The sequence below is a fragment of the Streptococcus mitis genome, from assembly GCF_047459985.1.
In the GTDB taxonomy this organism is placed as follows: Bacteria; Bacillota; Bacilli; order Lactobacillales; family Streptococcaceae; genus Streptococcus; species Streptococcus mitis_DZ.
Genome location: NZ_JASHHD010000022.1, coordinates 1 through 15,925, shown reverse-complemented (window position 1 = coordinate 15,925; position 15,925 = coordinate 1). Strand labels below are relative to the sequence as shown.

General features: G+C 39.5%; 15 protein-coding genes. 1 reads left to right on the top strand and 14 read right to left on the bottom strand.

What is annotated here, in order from left to right; genetic code table 11:
- Nucleotides 1-133 precede the first annotated feature (133 nt).
- Genes nusG through pbp2a form a run of 4 tightly spaced genes read right to left on the bottom strand, consistent with a single transcriptional unit; the run spans nucleotide 134 to nucleotide 3,311 of the window.
- On the bottom strand, nucleotides 134-670 hold the full coding sequence (nusG, locus tag QM959_RS09010; RefSeq protein ID WP_000376739.1) for a transcription termination/antitermination protein NusG: 537 nt from the start codon (nucleotides 668-670) through the stop codon (nucleotides 134-136).
- 54 nt (nucleotides 671-724) lie between these two features.
- Nucleotides 725-901, bottom strand: coding sequence for a preprotein translocase subunit SecE (gene secE / locus QM959_RS09005; RefSeq protein ID WP_001210991.1), 177 nt, complete (start codon nucleotides 899-901; stop codon nucleotides 725-727).
- Nucleotides 902-910: 9 nt separating this feature from the next.
- Entirely contained in the window at nucleotides 911-1,063 is a 153-nt protein-coding gene (gene rpmG, locus QM959_RS09000) for a 50S ribosomal protein L33 (RefSeq protein WP_001809375.1), read from the bottom strand.
- Between the two features lie 52 nt (nucleotides 1,064-1,115).
- A complete protein-coding gene (gene pbp2a, locus QM959_RS08995) occupies nucleotides 1,116-3,311 on the bottom strand; it encodes a penicillin-binding protein PBP2A (RefSeq protein ID WP_414372792.1) in 2,196 nt (731 codons plus the stop codon).
- Between the two features lie 86 nt (nucleotides 3,312-3,397).
- Between pbp2a and QM959_RS08990 the strand changes: the two genes are divergently transcribed.
- Nucleotides 3,398-4,273, top strand: a complete 876-nt coding sequence (locus QM959_RS08990) for an RluA family pseudouridine synthase (RefSeq protein ID WP_414372790.1) — start codon at nucleotides 3,398-3,400, stop codon at nucleotides 4,271-4,273.
- 71 nt (nucleotides 4,274-4,344) lie between these two features.
- On the opposite strand, the gene gap is transcribed toward QM959_RS08990, so the two are convergent.
- The 10 genes from gap to QM959_RS08940 all read right to left on the bottom strand — a co-directional run bounded on the left by gap (nucleotide 4,345) and on the right by QM959_RS08940 (nucleotide 15,698).
- Nucleotides 4,345-5,352, bottom strand: coding sequence for a type I glyceraldehyde-3-phosphate dehydrogenase (gene gap, locus QM959_RS08985; protein ID WP_000260685.1), 1,008 nt, complete (start codon nucleotides 5,350-5,352; stop codon nucleotides 4,345-4,347).
- 179 nt (nucleotides 5,353-5,531) lie between these two features.
- Complete coding sequence (locus QM959_RS08980; RefSeq protein ID WP_414372786.1) at nucleotides 5,532-6,833, bottom strand: ABC transporter permease; 1,302 nt, start codon at nucleotides 6,831-6,833, stop codon at nucleotides 5,532-5,534.
- Nucleotides 6,802-7,485 (bottom strand): ABC transporter ATP-binding protein, encoded by a 684-nt coding sequence (locus tag QM959_RS08975; protein WP_414372784.1) that lies wholly within the window; start codon nucleotides 7,483-7,485, stop codon nucleotides 6,802-6,804. The genes QM959_RS08980 and QM959_RS08975 overlap by 32 nt, the downstream gene beginning before the upstream one ends.
- Before the next feature lie 175 nt (nucleotides 7,486-7,660).
- On the bottom strand, nucleotides 7,661-8,581 hold the full coding sequence (locus QM959_RS08970) for an XRE family transcriptional regulator (RefSeq protein ID WP_414372782.1): 921 nt from the start codon (nucleotides 8,579-8,581) through the stop codon (nucleotides 7,661-7,663).
- A gap of 123 nt (nucleotides 8,582-8,704) precedes the next feature.
- Nucleotides 8,705-11,356, bottom strand: coding sequence for a bifunctional acetaldehyde-CoA/alcohol dehydrogenase (gene adhE / locus QM959_RS08965; protein WP_414372780.1), 2,652 nt, complete (start codon nucleotides 11,354-11,356; stop codon nucleotides 8,705-8,707).
- A gap of 300 nt (nucleotides 11,357-11,656) precedes the next feature.
- Nucleotides 11,657-12,067 carry a hypothetical protein gene (locus QM959_RS08960; protein WP_414372778.1) on the bottom strand — a complete coding sequence of 137 codons (411 nt, stop codon included), beginning with the start codon at nucleotides 12,065-12,067 and terminating at the stop codon, nucleotides 11,657-11,659.
- The gene (locus QM959_RS08955; RefSeq protein ID WP_414372776.1) at nucleotides 12,054-12,497 is read right to left on the bottom strand and encodes a low molecular weight protein-tyrosine-phosphatase; all 444 of its coding nucleotides are present in this window, start codon (nucleotides 12,495-12,497) and stop codon (nucleotides 12,054-12,056) included. The genes QM959_RS08960 and QM959_RS08955 overlap by 14 nt, the downstream gene beginning before the upstream one ends.
- A 47-nt stretch (nucleotides 12,498-12,544) precedes the next feature.
- Nucleotides 12,545-12,865 (bottom strand): preprotein translocase subunit YajC, encoded by a 321-nt coding sequence (gene yajC / locus QM959_RS08950; RefSeq protein ID WP_414372774.1) that lies wholly within the window; start codon nucleotides 12,863-12,865, stop codon nucleotides 12,545-12,547.
- A gap of 116 nt (nucleotides 12,866-12,981) precedes the next feature.
- Nucleotides 12,982-14,958 carry a transketolase gene (gene tkt, locus QM959_RS08945; protein WP_414372772.1) on the bottom strand — a complete coding sequence of 659 codons (1,977 nt, stop codon included), beginning with the start codon at nucleotides 14,956-14,958 and terminating at the stop codon, nucleotides 12,982-12,984.
- A 116-nt stretch (nucleotides 14,959-15,074) separates the two neighbouring features.
- Nucleotides 15,075-15,698, bottom strand: coding sequence for an HI_0552 family protein (locus QM959_RS08940; protein ID WP_414372771.1), 624 nt, complete (start codon nucleotides 15,696-15,698; stop codon nucleotides 15,075-15,077).
- Nucleotides 15,699-15,925: the final 227 nt, after the last annotated feature.

Below are 15,925 nucleotides of genomic sequence, written 5' to 3'. Positions count from 1 at the left end.
TTTTTTAAACATTCTATTCCCCTTTCTAGATACAGTCTAACAGATTCAGAAACACTTTTGGACCTTTTCTCCCGTTCTGTCCCCTACACCGTCTAAACTGCACAAAAAAGAGAGGGCATGCCTCTCTTTGGGGTTATAATTCTGCAATTTGGTTTAGGTTTACTTCTGCAACTGTGTCATTACCAAACATAGAGATAATCATCTTCACTTTGTTGTTATCAATCTCTGTAATCTTACCAGTATAATCTGCAAAAGCACCATCAATAATACGTACAGTTTGACCAACCTCAACATCGAAATCAAATTCTTGAACAGTTTGTCCCATAGATACCAAAATGTCACGAATTTCTTGTTCCAATAATGGAGTTGGTTTTGATCTATTCCCGTGTGATCCGACAAATCCTGTAACATTTGGTGTGTTTCGAACGACAAACCAAGCTTCATCTGTCATGACCATTTCTACAAGAACATAACCTGGAAAGCGATTTTCTTCTACTTCTTTTCTCTTTCCATTTTTTTCAACTTGCACTGTTTGTGTTGGAATTTCAACACGTAAAATATTATCCAACATATTGTAGGTTTGTGCACGTTGCAATAGATTTTCTTTTACCTTATTTTCATAACCAGAATAAGTTTGTAAAACAAACCACCCTTTATCAAAACTATCCATGATATTTCCTTTCATAAATAGAAGATTTCTAGTGTAATTAACTCCACTAACCTTCTAAAAAATGTTAATAAATCGAATCAAACCTGAAACAATCAACTGGTCAAAAATGTAAATAATTACTACAAAGAAAGCAGTGTATTCCATGATAGAACGAAAATCTCTCCAGCTTTCCTTGCGAGTTGGCCATGTTGTGTCTTTAAGAAGTCTAAAAATATCTCCAATAAAACGCATCGCTCTCTCCTATCTCGTTTCTCTGTGTGTAGTGTACTTGCCACAATGCTTACAAAATTTATTTACTTCTAGTCGTGTAGGTTTGGGGTTTCCGCTGATCTTGATTGAATAGTTTCTCGAACCACAAACCGCACAAGCTAGGCTTGCTTTTTTTAGTGCCATAACGCCTCCATCTTATCTATTATAACAAGAAAGCTAGGCTTTGACAAGCATCTTAACGAAATAGATTGACTATCGAATCCCATATTGTTTGAGCCTTTTCCTTAATCTTCGCATCCGAGATAGCCCGACTAGCCTCATCTACTAGACTTTGCGCACGTCCTCGAATATCAGACAAATTATCATCTGTCTGGCTATTGTCATTAGTTTGCACTTGTCTTTTTGTGTTAGCTGGTGCAATTCCATTTTGTTTATAAGCATTTTCAACTGTAAAGGTACTTCCTGGCGTATAAGGTAAAATGGTATTTGCTATGTTTCTAAAGACATGGGCTGCACCGTTTGAGGTAGAACCTGCTAGATAGTGATTTTCATCAGTCGTCGGGAAACCAAGCCAGTGACTAATCACTACATCCGGAGTATAACCAATCACCCACTGGTCACTTGTGTATTCAGGATTGAAAACTGCTTCAGTCGTACCAGTTTTCCCTGCCATGACATAATCTGCAGGCGATGAACTAATACCGGTGCCGTTAGTGAATGTACCTAACATCATACTAGTCATCTTGTCAGCTACAGACTTATCAATCACCCGTTTTTGTGAATTTTTATGGCTGGCAATAACCTGACCACTAGCATTTTCAATTCTACTAATAAAATGGGCTTCCGGCATTAAACCTTCATTTGCAAAAGCAGCATATGCTTGAGCCATTTGAAGAGGGTTGGTTTCAATACCGCTTCCCAAGGCAACACCAAGAACACGATCGACCTTTTCCATGTTGAGCCCAAATTTTTCTCCTGCCTCAAAAGCCTTGTCAACGCCCAAATCATTAACAGTGGCAACAGCAGGCAGATTAAGCGATTCTGCCAAGGCTTGATACATAGGAACTTCTCGACTCGTTTTGATTCCTGCATAATTATCAACCTTATAGCTGTCATACTGCATGGTATGGTTATCCAACTGCTTATTCAAAGCCCAGCCTGCTTCAACTGCTGGGGTATAAACAACTAAAGGTTTAATTGTAGAGCCAGGGCTACGTTTTGATTGGGTTGCATAGTTGAAATTCCGGAATCCCGTTTTATCATTGTTAGCAACTTGACCGACAACTCCTCGAACTCCCCCTGTTTTCGGTTCGAGAGCTACACTTCCTGATTGAGCAAAGGTTCCATCTTCTGCTCTCGGAAATAGCGATGTGTTTTCATAGACAACCTGCATATTTGCTTGGTAGTTTTGATCCAGCTCTGTGTAAATGCGGTAGCCATTATTAACAATTTCTTCCTCTGTTAGATTATACTTGGAAACAGCCTCATTAACAACCGCGTCAAAATAAGAGGGGTAACGGTAATCTGAAATTTTTCCTTCATACTTATCGTGCAATTGCGAAGTCATATCAACTTCTGCAGCTTCGGTTTCTTGATTTTTATCAATATATCCTGCTGCAACCATATTTTGCAAAACAGTATCGCGACGATTGGTCGAATCTTCTACAGAATTCAAAGGATTATATAACTCCGGCCCCTTTAGCATTCCTGCCAGAGTCGCAGCTTGATCCAAACTCACTTCCGATGCAGAAACTCCAAAGTATTTCTTACTCGCATCTTCTACACCCCACACACCATTTCCAAAATAGGCGTTGTTAAGGTACATGGTTAGAATTTGATCCTTACTATATTTTTTTGTTAATTCTAAGGCAAGGAAAAATTCTTTTGCTTTTCTCTCGACAGTTTGATCCTGTGACAAATAGGCATTCTTAGCCAGCTGTTGGGTAATAGTAGAACCACCACCTGAACGACCAGCAGTGACAATCGCCAAGAAGAAACGACCATAGTTAATCCCGTCATTTTTATAGAAAGAGCGGTCTTCTGTAGCAATAACGGCATTCTGCAAATTTTTACTGATATCAGTCAGTTCAACATAGGTTCCCTTTTGACCAGACAAGGCACCGGCCTCTTTTTCTTCACGGTCAAAAATGATAGTTCGAGTTTTCAAGGCATTTTGCAAATCATTGACATTGGTTGACTTGGCTACAGCAAACAAATAGGTCCCAACTAGCAAGCTTGTACTCAAACCTAGTATAAGGACAATCTTTGTTAGATGATAGCGACGCCAGAATTTTCGAATTGGACCTACTTGGGTCAATTTTTTTCTATCACTGCGAGAACGACGTAAGCTAGTAGAATCAGAATCCTCTGATTCACTTGTTTCTTTTTTAAAAAGAGAAAGAAATTTCTCAAATAATTTATCTAATTTCATGCGTTTATTTTATCATCTTCATCATAGGAAGACAAGAATTTAGCTATTTCCTATCCAAATAGGGCTTTTTTTGTTACAATATCTGTATGCAATTCACATTTACATTACCCGCCTCTTTACCTCAAATGACGGTGAAGCAATTACTTGAGGAGCAACTCCTCATCCCTAGAAAAATCCGGCATTTTTTAAGAATTAAGAAACATATTTTAATCAATCAGCGAGAAGTTCACTGGAACGAGGTAGTGAATCCTGGAGATATTTGCCAGTTGACTTTTGACGAGGAAGATTATCCCAAAAAGGAAATCCCTTGGGGCAACCCTGACCTCGTTCAAGAGGTTTATCAAGATCAACTCTTGATTATTGTTAACAAACCAGAGGGGATGAAAACGCATGGTAATCAACCAAATGAAATTGCTCTTCTTAACCATGTCAGTGCCTATATTGGCCAAACCTGCTATGTCGTTCATCGCCTAGACATGGAAACCAGTGGTTTGGTTCTCTTTGCCAAAAATCCTTTTATCCTGCCTATTCTCAATCGTTTATTGGAGAAAAAAGAAATCTCGAGAGAGTACTGGGCACTAGTTGATGGAAATATCAACAGTAAAGAGCTTGTTTTCAGAGACAAAATCGGACGTAATCGTCATGACCGCAGAAAACGAGTGGTTGATACAAAAAACGGGCAATACGCTGAAACACATGTGAGCAGATTAAAGCAATTCTCAAACAAGACTTCCTTGGTTCGTTGCAAACTAAAGACAGGGCGAACCCATCAAATTCGTGTGCACCTTTCCCATCATAACTTTCCTATCCTGGGTGACCCTCTCTATAATAGTACATCAAAAACAAGTCGGCTTATGCTCCACGCCTTTCGACTTTCCTTTACCCATCCACTTACTTTAGAGAAATTAAGATTCACTGCCCTTTCAGATACTTTTGAAAAAGAATTAAAAAAGAATGGATGATTGTCGTGTCATCCATTTTTCCATATAAGAAAAGCAAGACCAAGAGGCCTTGCTTTTTATCGACTCATGAATTATTTGGCAATTTTTGCGAAGTATTCAAGAGTACGTACAAGTTGTGCAGTGTATGACATTTCGTTGTCGTACCATGAAACAACTTTAACCAATTGTTTACCGTCAACATCAAGAACTTTAGTTTGAGTTGCGTCAAACAATGAACCGTAAGACATACCTACGATATCTGAAGATACGATTGGATCTTCTGTGTAACCGTATGATTCGTTTGAAGCTGCTTTCATAGCTGCGTTCACTTCATCAACAGTAACGTTCTTTTCAAGAACTGCTACCAATTCAGTAACTGATCCAGTTGGAGTTGGAACGCGTTGTGCAGATCCGTCAAGTTTACCGTTCAATTCTGGGATTACAAGACCGATAGCTTTAGCAGCACCAGTTGAGTTAGGAACGATGTTTGCAGCACCAGCGCGAGCACGGCGAAGGTCACCACCACGGTGTGGTCCGTCAAGAATCATTTGGTCACCAGTGTAAGCGTGGATAGTAGTCATCAATCCTTCAACAACACCAAAGTTGTCTTGAAGAGCTTTAGCCATTGGAGCCAAGCAGTTTGTAGTACATGAAGCACCTGAGATAACTGTTTCAGTACCGTCAAGAACGTCGTGGTTAGTGTTGAATACAACTGTTTTAACGTCGTTTCCACCAGGAGCAGTGATAACAACTTTTTTAGCTCCACCTTTAAGGTGTTTTTCAGCTGCTTCTTTCTTAGCAAAGAAACCAGTAGCTTCAAGAACGATTTCTACACCGTCAGTAGCCCAGTCGATTTGCTCTGGATCACGTTCAGCAGAAACTTTAACGAATTTACCGTTAACTTCAAATCCACCTTCTTTAACTTCAACAGTACCGTCGAAACGACCTTGAGTTGTGTCGTATTTCAACAAGTGTGCAAGCATAACTGGATCTGTAAGGTCGTTGATGCGTGTAACTTCAACACCTTCTACGTTTTGGATACGACGGAAAGCAAGACGACCAATACGTCCGAAACCGTTAATACCAACTTTAACTACCATTAGTGATTTCCTCCTTATGAAAATCATGAAATTTTTATTGTGAAAAGAGTAACTTGAATCACTACAAATCACCTTTCAACAAACCTATTATATAACTATTTGAGTTGAATTGCAAGTACGGGCATTGTTTTTCTATGTTAGTTTCTTTTTTAGGGACTATAATCTAGTAACGTCCTTAACTATTCATATCGTAGCGATTCTACAGGATCCATTTTACTAATTTTACGCGCTGGGAAGTAGGCTGATACATAGCCAAGCAATAGAGCGAAAACTAGAGTTCCTAAAACAGATAAAAGATTTAATTCAAAAACCTTAGTGATGGATGGATAAAAGTGACTTACAATCGCATTCGCCAAACTTCCCACCCCTTGTGCTACCAAAAAGGCTAGTAGCAAGGCGATTCCTACAATCCAGATAGCCTCGTAAATAAAAATTCCTTTGACATCACGATTCTGATAACCAACTGCCTTCATGACACCGATTTCCTTAGAACGTTGCATGATATTGATATAAATGATGATTCCTATCATGACCGCCGCCACCACAATCGCTTGTGAAGAAAGCACAATCAGTAGTCCTTGGATGACACGAATAAAGGTAATCACAATATCAAGAACAGCCTGTTGAGAAAGAACTGTATACTTCTTATTTTTCTGCAATCCTTCTGTTACTGTTTTTGTACGAGATGGATCTTTAAGCTCCAAAATAAAATAAGATACAGTCTTTGTAAATCCAGCTTCTTTCAAAATGGATTCCATTTGATAAGACGGCATGAAACTATTGCTGTCCTCCATGTCATCTTCATCATTGATGACACGTACAATCTTCGTTTGAAATTGAGAATTCTTGCTACCTTCGGCACCATTTTCTACAATGGTTGCCGAGACTGGTTTGCCAATCACATCACTAGCTGTCAGATTTTTCCCTGTTTGTTCATTCCAATTTTTGAGCAAACTCATCGGAATCGTTAATCCCTGCTCGTTAACATCCGTATAAAGAGAGCCTGCTAGCACTTTGTCTGTCTCATTGCTACTAACAGAAATACTTGTATCTTCATATAAACTCACGACTTGAGCATAAGAAGGCATGGCTTGGCTAAAATCCACTTCGTGTCCGTCTATGCTAATCTTTGACATGGTCATGCCAAAAGGACTCTCTAGATATTTAATATTTTCTTTCCCAATCGTGTCTGTGATGTAGTTCTTATCATCTTGGTTCAGAAAACCTCTTCCAGCAACGCTGGAATTCAGTGCAATCTGAACTTGGGAAGGAAGCTTACCACCGTTGGTATTTTCATCGATCATCGAAATCAAGGCATTTCCTAGACCAAAAGAAATCAACACGCCTACAAAACCAATCGAGGTTGCCACCGCAATTAGTAAGTTGCGCCACTTTCTTTCCATAAAGTTACCCAAAGAAAGTTTGAATTTATTTTTAAAGGATAATCCTTTATTTTTTGACTTCTTCAACGACTTCACCATCCTTCATTTTGATAATTACATCTGCATATTCAGCTACTTCTGGGTTATGAGTCACAATCAGTACGGTTTTCCCAGATTTGGCCAAACTTTTAAATACTTCTAATACCATTTCTTGGGATTGAGAATCCAGTGACCCTGTTGGCTCATCAGCTACAATCATATCCGGCTGATTAACCAGAGCACGCGCAATCGCTACACGTTGCTTTTGACCTCCAGAAAGTTGCTTGACATTCTTAGCCATAAAAGGTTCCATTCCTAAACTGATTAGTTGCTCTTGAGCTATTCTTGTCATTTCTTTATCGGATAAATCTTTGACATAGAGAGGCAACTTGACATTGTCCAAAACTGACTGGTGAGGAATGAGATTGAAATTTTGAAAAACAAATCCAATATTATCTTTACGAAATTGAGTTAGTTCAATCTCCGATAAATCCCTGAGAGATTCTCCCTTAAAAGCTAAAACTCCCTCATACTCTCTATCTAGACCACTGATGATATTCAGTAGACTAGTTTTTCCACAGCCTGATGGACCATAAATCGCAGTTATTTTCCCTTCTGCAATCTGCAAGTTAATATTCCTTAAAGCTTGCTCTCTATTTTTACCGTCCAAAGCGTAAAATTTTGAAATATTTTTAATGGATAAAATAGACATGGACATCTCCTTTAATCACTTGTGATATCGTGAACCGTTACAAACTACAATAAACAATGCTTATATAAATTAATCTAACAGAATCAGATTCAAAAAAATTCCTTCTTTTTTTGAATCCATTGTAACAAAAAAGCAACATTTCCCCAATGACAGAAATGTCACTCCTATAAACCCTTCAACGATATCTTTCTAGGTCCTCGGCCCATTCATTATCTAAACTAACGATTAACTGCTCATTACCAAACATCCTCGCCATCATTTTTGCTTCTTCATACTTTTGTTTGGCTGAATCATAATCTGTCTGAATATAATATTTCCACTCAAGCATCAAGACAATCGGTTGTTTTTGAAAATCTCGTGTTTTTTGCCCTATTTTATTTAAGGTCTCAACTGCCCTCTTAAAATAATGAAACAGCCCCATAATCTCTATACAAGTTAAAGAAGCTAGTAAGGAATCTCTAAGTAAGTCTAAACAATCGAACTCTATCTTATCAATCTGCGAACTTAGTTTCTCATGAAAATAAAGAATATTCTCATACTCAGATTCTTTTATTTCACCCGCTTTCAAACCATCCATTAAGTTACATGCAAAATACAACCTCAGTCTTAATAGATCCTCCGCTTTATATACATCTCTGGATAGTAAGTCCTGTAGACCATTTTCAAGCACACTTTCACCATACAAGGAGTTACTAGTTGCTCTCACTGCATCTATGGCTTGAAGACAATCCACTAGCACTTTCTCATCACGTGGCAAATCATCATAAAAATATTCAAAAATCTCATCAAAATATTCTTCTTTTTGCTCCTGCAACTCTTTGTCTCCATAGTCAGGATGATGAAGAAGAAAGTATTTTAATTCTTGGTAACGTTTAGGTAATTCCTTGTAATCCGGCATCAGAATATAAGATGGAATATCTAGCCTATTCGCTATATATTCTAGTGTTTTTATCGTAGGACGAAATTCTCCTTTTTCGATGCGGACCAACTGACGGACTGACAATTCTGACTCATCCCCACAAAAGACTGGACGACTAAGCCCTTTCTCCTCTCTTAGAAGACGTACCTTCTCTCCTAATTCATTCACTTGTCCCATTTCTTCCTCACAACGTCATAAAAATGTTTGGTATTCAAATAATTATATACGCTTATTATAACATTTCTTCAAAAAATGTACAAAAAAGAGACAGGAAATTCCTGCCTCTAGGCTGATAATTAATTATTTACGGCGTCCTGGTCTTTCTTTGTAACCATAGTATGCATCTTCGATGATTTCTTGCATATGGTCAACCATTGGAAGACGTGGGTTTGCAGGTGAACATTGGTCTTCATAAGCAAGGAAGGCCAATTCACGTGAATGTTCTTTCCATTCTTTTTCGTCAACACCTTGTGCTTTGAAGTTCATTTCGATACCTACGCGCTCACCGAGTTCGTAAACAGCTTTTGCGAAAGATTCCACCCCTTCTTCTGGTGTAGAAGCTGGCAGTCCAAGCATACGAGCGATATCTTGATATTTCTCATCTGCACGGTAGTAGTTGTACTTAGGCCATGTAGCTGTCTTAGCTGGGCGAGTACCGTTGTAGCGGATAACGTATGGAAGCAAGATTGCATTTGTACGTCCGTGAACTGTGTGGAATTGCGCACCAATCTTGTGAGCCATTGAGTGAGAAATACCTAGGAAGGCATTTGCAAAGGCCATACCAGCGATTGTTGAAGCGTTATGCATTTTCTCACGTGAGTGGAAGTCTGCATTCTTAACTGAGCTTTCAAGGTTTTCGAATACAAGTTTGATAGCTTGAAGAGCAAGTCCGTCAGTGTAGTCGCTAGCCATTTGTGATACGTAAGCTTCAGTCGCGTGAGTCAATACGTCCATACCAGTATCAGCAGCAACAAATCCAGGAATTGTCAATACCAAAGCAGGGTCTACGATTGCCACAGTTGGTGTCAATGAGTAGTCAGCGATTGGGTATTTACGGTTGTTTGCTTTATCAGAGATAACGGCAAATGGAGTTACTTCAGATCCTGTACCAGATGTAGTTGGAATTGCGATGAATTTAGTCTTCTTACCAAGCAATGGGAATTTGAAGGCACGTTTACGGATATCCATGAATTTTTGTACAAGGTCACGGAAGTCCACTTCTGGTTGCTCGTAGAAGAGCCACATTACTTTAGCAGCATCCATTGGAGATCCACCACCAAGAGCGATGATTGTATCTGGTTGGAAGGCACGCATGATTTCAGTACCACGTTCAACTGTAGTGATATCTGGATCTGGTTCTACATCAGCAAAGATTTGGTAAACAACCTTATTGCGACGAAGGTCAAGCTGTTCGATGATACGATCAAGGAAACCAAGCTCGACCATGGCATGGTCAGTAACGATCATGACACGTTCAACGTCACGACATTTTTGAAGGTATTGAATTGAATCACGTTCAAAGTATGTTTTTGAAGGAAGTTTCATCCATTGCATGTTATTTCTCCGTCTTCCGACTTTTTTGATATTTAAGAGGTTGATGGCACTAACGTTATCCCCAACTGAGTTACGTCCGTAAGAACCACATCCGAGTGTCAATGATGGCAAGAAGGCATTATAAACGTCCCCGATACCACCGAAAGTAGAAGGTGAGTTACAGATAACACGAATAGCTTTAACAGCTTTACCAAATTCTTTAGTCAATTCTTCATCGGCAGTATGGATGGCAGCTGAGTGTCCAAGACCGTTAAATTCAACCATTTGACGAGCTTTAGCGATACCATCTTCACGGCTTTCAGATTTCAAAACTGCGATAACTGGTGACAATTTTTCACGAGTCAATGGCTCGTTTTCACCAACTTCTTTACATTCTGCAGCAAGAATGTTTGTTCCTTCTGGAACAGTAAATCCTGCTTGTTCTGCAATCCAAGTTGCTGGTTTACCAACGATGTCAGCGTTCAATTTTGCACCAGCACAGTTTTTGCTGTTAGCTTTTACACCGAAGCAGAACTCTTCAAGAAGTGCTTTTTCTTTTTTGTTTACAAAGTAAGTGTGGTAAGATTTGAACTCTGCTACAAATTCATCGTAAATTTCTTTATCAATGATAACCGCTTGTTCAGATGCACAGACCATACCATTGTCAAATGATTTAGACATTACGATATCGTGAGCAGCTTGGCGGATGTTAGCTGATTTTTCAACATAAGCTGGAACGTTTCCGGCACCTACCCCAAGAGCTGGTTTACCACATGAGTATGCCGCTTTAACCATGGCATTACCACCTGTTGCAAGGATAGTTGCAATACCTTCGTGGTTCATCAATGCACTAGTTGCTTCCATAGATGGTTCAGTAATCCACTGTACACAGTTTTCAGGAGCACCTGCTTTAATCGCTGCATCACGAACGATTTGAGCTGCGTGAGCTGATGATTCTTGAGCTGATGGGTGGAATGCAAAGACAATAGGATTACGAGTCTTCAATGAAATCAACGCTTTAAAGATTGCTGTTGAAGTAGGGTTTGTTGTTGGAGTGATCCCACAAACAACACCAACTGGTTCAGCGATAAGAGTCAATCCTGTTACATCATCTTCTTCGATAACACCAACTGTTTTAGTGTGGCGCATGTTGTTTACTACGTGCTCACAAGCAAATAGGTTCTTGGTTGCTTTATCTTCAAATACTCCACGTCCTGTTTCTTCAAAGGCATGTAAAGCCAATTCTCCGTGAGCATCAAGTGCTGCAACTGAAGCTTTTGCTACGATATAATCGACCTGATCTTGGTCGAGTTTACGCATTTCTTCAAGGGCAACCAAAGCTTTTTGAACTAAACCATCGACATGCTTTTCAGCAGCGAGTTTCTTTTCCTCTGGTGTTACAGTTTTTTTATCAGCCATATTTTCCTCCATAGCTTTCAAGGATTGTAAGTCCTTTGTTAATTTTTTCACAATGTTATTATAACTCTTTTTTCAAGATTTGTAAACAGTTTCATAAACATTTCACAAAGAATTTTTAGTTTCTTGTGAAATTTTTATCATTATCTTTGCCTATCAAGTTTTTTCTTTAAAATTTGTGAAATTTATTTCAAAGATTTTTTATTTCACAAACTTGCTTGGAAGAGTAGGTTGGAAAACAAAGAATTTCAAAGTAAGCGCTTACTTAAAAATTCTAACAATACCTCCTTTGATAAGGAGGCTTTATTTTTGTTGAAAAACGCCTTGTTTAAAAGTCCCTTCATAAACGACTTCTTGTTCTGTTGTTAGTTTTCCTTGTCCTTCAGCCTGACCATTTACAAAATCACCTTCGTAGGTCCATCCTTCTTTAGATTGAAAAGTACCTTTTCCATTGAAGGCTCCATTGTTGAAACCACCTGTATATTGGTCTCCATTTTGGAAGGTAATGGTACCTTGGCCATTCATTTTACCACGGACAAGACTGCCGTCGTAAACAATCGTTCCATTATCAAGCTTTAGAACACCTTTTCCGGGAATATTTAGAAAAAAGACGAGTACGGCACAAAAAACAATGGCAACTACTGCTAAAAGCTCTAAACGTGGACGAGTCAGATAGACACGATACTTCTCGTAAAAATTCTTAAGATTTTCCATCTTTACTCTCCTTTTCTAAACGCTCTAACCAAGTTTGACAGCCCTCTTGAACACGCTGGTAGGTTTCCTCAAAATCTCCTGTATACCAAGGATCTGGAACACTTTCAGATGCAAATGAGTAAATCTTATCTTGACAGTCTACTGGACACATCTGACGTAAGTCAGAAACATTTGAAGCGTCCATTCCGATAATATAATCAAAGGCTTCAAAATCTTCCTTACTAATCTGAAGCGATGTCTTGCCTTTTTCATAAGGAATCTCATACTCTTGAAAAATCCCTTGAGTTCCCTTATGAATCGGATTGCCATGTTCCCAAGAGGAAGTCGCTCGACTTTGGATTTCATAATTATCTGTCATTGATTTCATAACAAACTCGGCCATGGGACTTCGGCAAATATTTCCTAAGCAAACAAATACTATTTTTTTCATCCCTTTTCCTCTCATCTCATAGAAAAACGGGAGTGACAGGTCCCGTTTTATTCTTCGATTGCTCCGCCTTCGTCAACAACTGTTCCTTCTGGTGTAACCGCTTCTTTCAGTGGCAATACGGTCTTGATAGCAGCTAGTTCAAAAGTCAAGTAAACTCCATCTACATCAAGAACAATCGTTCTCTTCTCAGTGTCTACTTCATCGACTGTTCCATAAAGTCCACCGATTGTAATCACTTCATAGCCTTTTTGCAGTTTATTTAAGCTTTCCATACGTTTTTGTGCTTGTTTCTTTTGAGAACGTTGCGTAAAGAACATCAAGCCCATCATAAGGACTAGTATGATTAAAAATGTATAATTTGGATTCATTAGTTTCTCCTTTGTCTTTTACATAGGACTACTATATCAAATTTCAGCTACTTTTACAAGATTGTACCTTGCTTTTCTAGTAAGAAAAACCAGAGCTTGCGCCCTGATTTTTAGGATTATTTCAAGTTTTGAACGACTTTTACAAGATTTTCGACAGTAAATCCATATTCTGACAATACTTTTGGTGCTGGTGCAGAGGCTCCGAAGGTATCAATACCGAGAACGGCACCATCGAGACCAACATATTTGTACCAGTTTTGACTTGCACCCATTTCGACTGCAACACGACGGCGGACTGCATTTGGAAGAATTTCTTCCTTGTAAGCTGCATCTTGCTTATCAAAGACATCTGTAGATGGCATGCTGACTACGCGGACTTTTTCGCCTTGACTAGCCAATTCTTTAGCAGCTGAGACAGCAAGATTAACCTCTGAACCTGTCGCAATCAAGATCGTATCAAAGTCGGATACATTTTCATAGACGACATAAGCACCTTTAGCAACCTTGTCGAAGTCTGTTCCCTCTTCAACAGTCAAGTTTTGGCGTGTCAAGACAAGAGCAGTTGGTGTTTTCTCACTTGTCACTGCAAGGTACCAAGCTGCTTGAGTTTCACGCGCATCTGCTGGACGGAAAACATTTAGATTTGGCATAGCACGAAGACCTGCTAAATGCTCAACTGGTTCATGAGTCGGACCATCTTCACCAACTGCGATTGAATCGTGAGTGAAGACATAAGTAACTGGAAGACCTTGTAAAGCTGACAATCGAACCGCTGCTTTCAGGTAGTCTGAGAATACGAAGAATGTTCCTCCGTAAACACGAAGTCCACCGTGAAGAGCCATTCCGTTCAAGACTGTACCCATTGCAAATTCACGAACACCAAACTGGATGTTGCGATTCAAGCGATTTGCATCATCTTGAAGTCCATCAGTTTTGATGTAAGTCATATTTGAATGAGCGAGGTCAGCTGACCCACCAAGGAAGGTTGGCAACTTAGCTGCCACAACATTCAAGGCATCCTGGCTAGAGTTACGAGTTGCTTGAGAGAAGCCATTTTCTAAGGCTGGGAAGTCTGCTGGAGTCACTTCAACTGGATCACGTCCGTCGATGATGGCTTCTACTTCTGCAGCTAATTCTGGATGTGCTGCTTTATAGTCAGCAACTAATTTTGTCCAAGCTTGATAAGCTGATGCGCCACGGTCTGCAACATTTTCCTTGAAATCTGCATAAACTTCAGCTGGGATTTCAAATGGTTCATAGTCCCAACCAAGAGCTTGACGAGTTGCTGCAGTTTCATCTGCTCCAAGAGGGGCACCGTGTACAGCATTAGTTCCCTGTTTATTTGGAGAACCGTATCCAATTACAGTCTTCACTTCAATCAAAGATGGTTTGCCTGAAGTTTTAGCTGTTTCGATAGCAGCATGGATGGCTTCCAAGTCTGTTCCATCTTCTACCAAGGCAGTATGCCAACCGTAGGCATTGTAACGGTCACGAACACTTTCTGTAAAGGAATCCTTTGTCTCACCATCTAAGTTGATGTCATTTGAATCATAAAGAACAACCAATTTATCAAGTTTTTGCAAACCAGCGTAAGAAGCCGCCTCGCTTGAAACACCTTCCATCAAGTCTCCGTCTCCACAGATAACATAAGTATAGTGGTCAAAGATATTATAGCCTTCACGGTTATATTTAGCTGCCAAGAAACGTTCTGCCTGGGCAAAACCAGTGGCAGTTGAAATCCCTTGCCCTAGAGGTCCAGTAGTAGCATCAATTCCTGCTGTATGAGCAAATTCTGGGTGACCTGGTGTTTTTGAACCCCATTGACGGAAGCTCTTGATTTCATCCATGCTGACATCTTCAAAACCAGAAAGGTGAAGAAGGGCATAAAGAAGCATTGAACCATGTCCTGCTGAAAGAATAAAGCGATCACGGTTAATCCAGTTTGGTTGAGCTGGATTGATACGAAGTTGTTTTGTAAAGAGGCTATAAGCCATCGGAGCCGCTCCCATAACCACACCTGGGTGACCTGAATTGGCTTTATTAATAGCGTCAATACCTAGGAAACGAATTGCATTAACAGATAGATTTGACATAGAATTTCCTTTCTATTTGAGGTGATTACTAAATCACACATTCTATTTTACTATTATATGAAAAAATACATAGAATAGCAATCAAACAATTCGACTCTATATAAGTCATTTGTTTTCTACTCTCTAGTCGCCTGATAGTAGGGAAGTAAGCGTTCATAAGCTTCTTCTAATTCTTCTAAAATCGTTTCTAATGATTGAGTTTCTATAAAAGAAACATCTGCCTTCACTAAAACTTTTCGGATTTCTTGACTGCTTACCTTCTCACGCAAAGTACGACGATTTTCCTCAGTAGCCTCCATCTTTTGACTTTCTCCATCTGAATAGACTAAATAATAAATTCCTTCTACCACTGGAACTTCTAGGATCTTGGTCTGTTTGTCTAAAGTTCGGTCATCCTTCTTACGTTCGATAAAACTAACTTCTAGTGAAACTCCAAAATCAGAAGGGCTTCCATACAAACGAAGGGCCAACATAGGCTCTGTCGCTTCCCCCTCACACTGTAAATAGGCCCATAGATGCGGTCGCAAACGTTGGGCTTGATTCATCCACTGGCTAGTCTTATGGAGTAGCCATTCTGGGTGACTTGCTTGAAAGGCTTTAGCCAGTTCTGTAAAAGCCTTTCGGGCCTCTTGACCTTTGTGGCGCAATTCCAGCATCTTCTCTCTCTCCTCTCCCCCTTTATCTGGATTACGATACTGGATCCCTGCAAAGTCTAGATAGTCTCTTATCTTATTCAACATCAGTTTAATCTCCTCTAGCTAGCAAAAAATCAGGAGAACCCTGATTTTACGGCTCTATAATATTTGTAGTGGGTAAATCCCCTATGGATATTATGGAGCTTTTTTTAGTGTAGAAAAAAGTCCCATAAGATCTATAATGAAAAGCAACTAAACCATCATTAGAAGGATTCATATGGAACAATTACATTTTATCACAAAACTGCTCGATATCAAAGACCCCAATATCC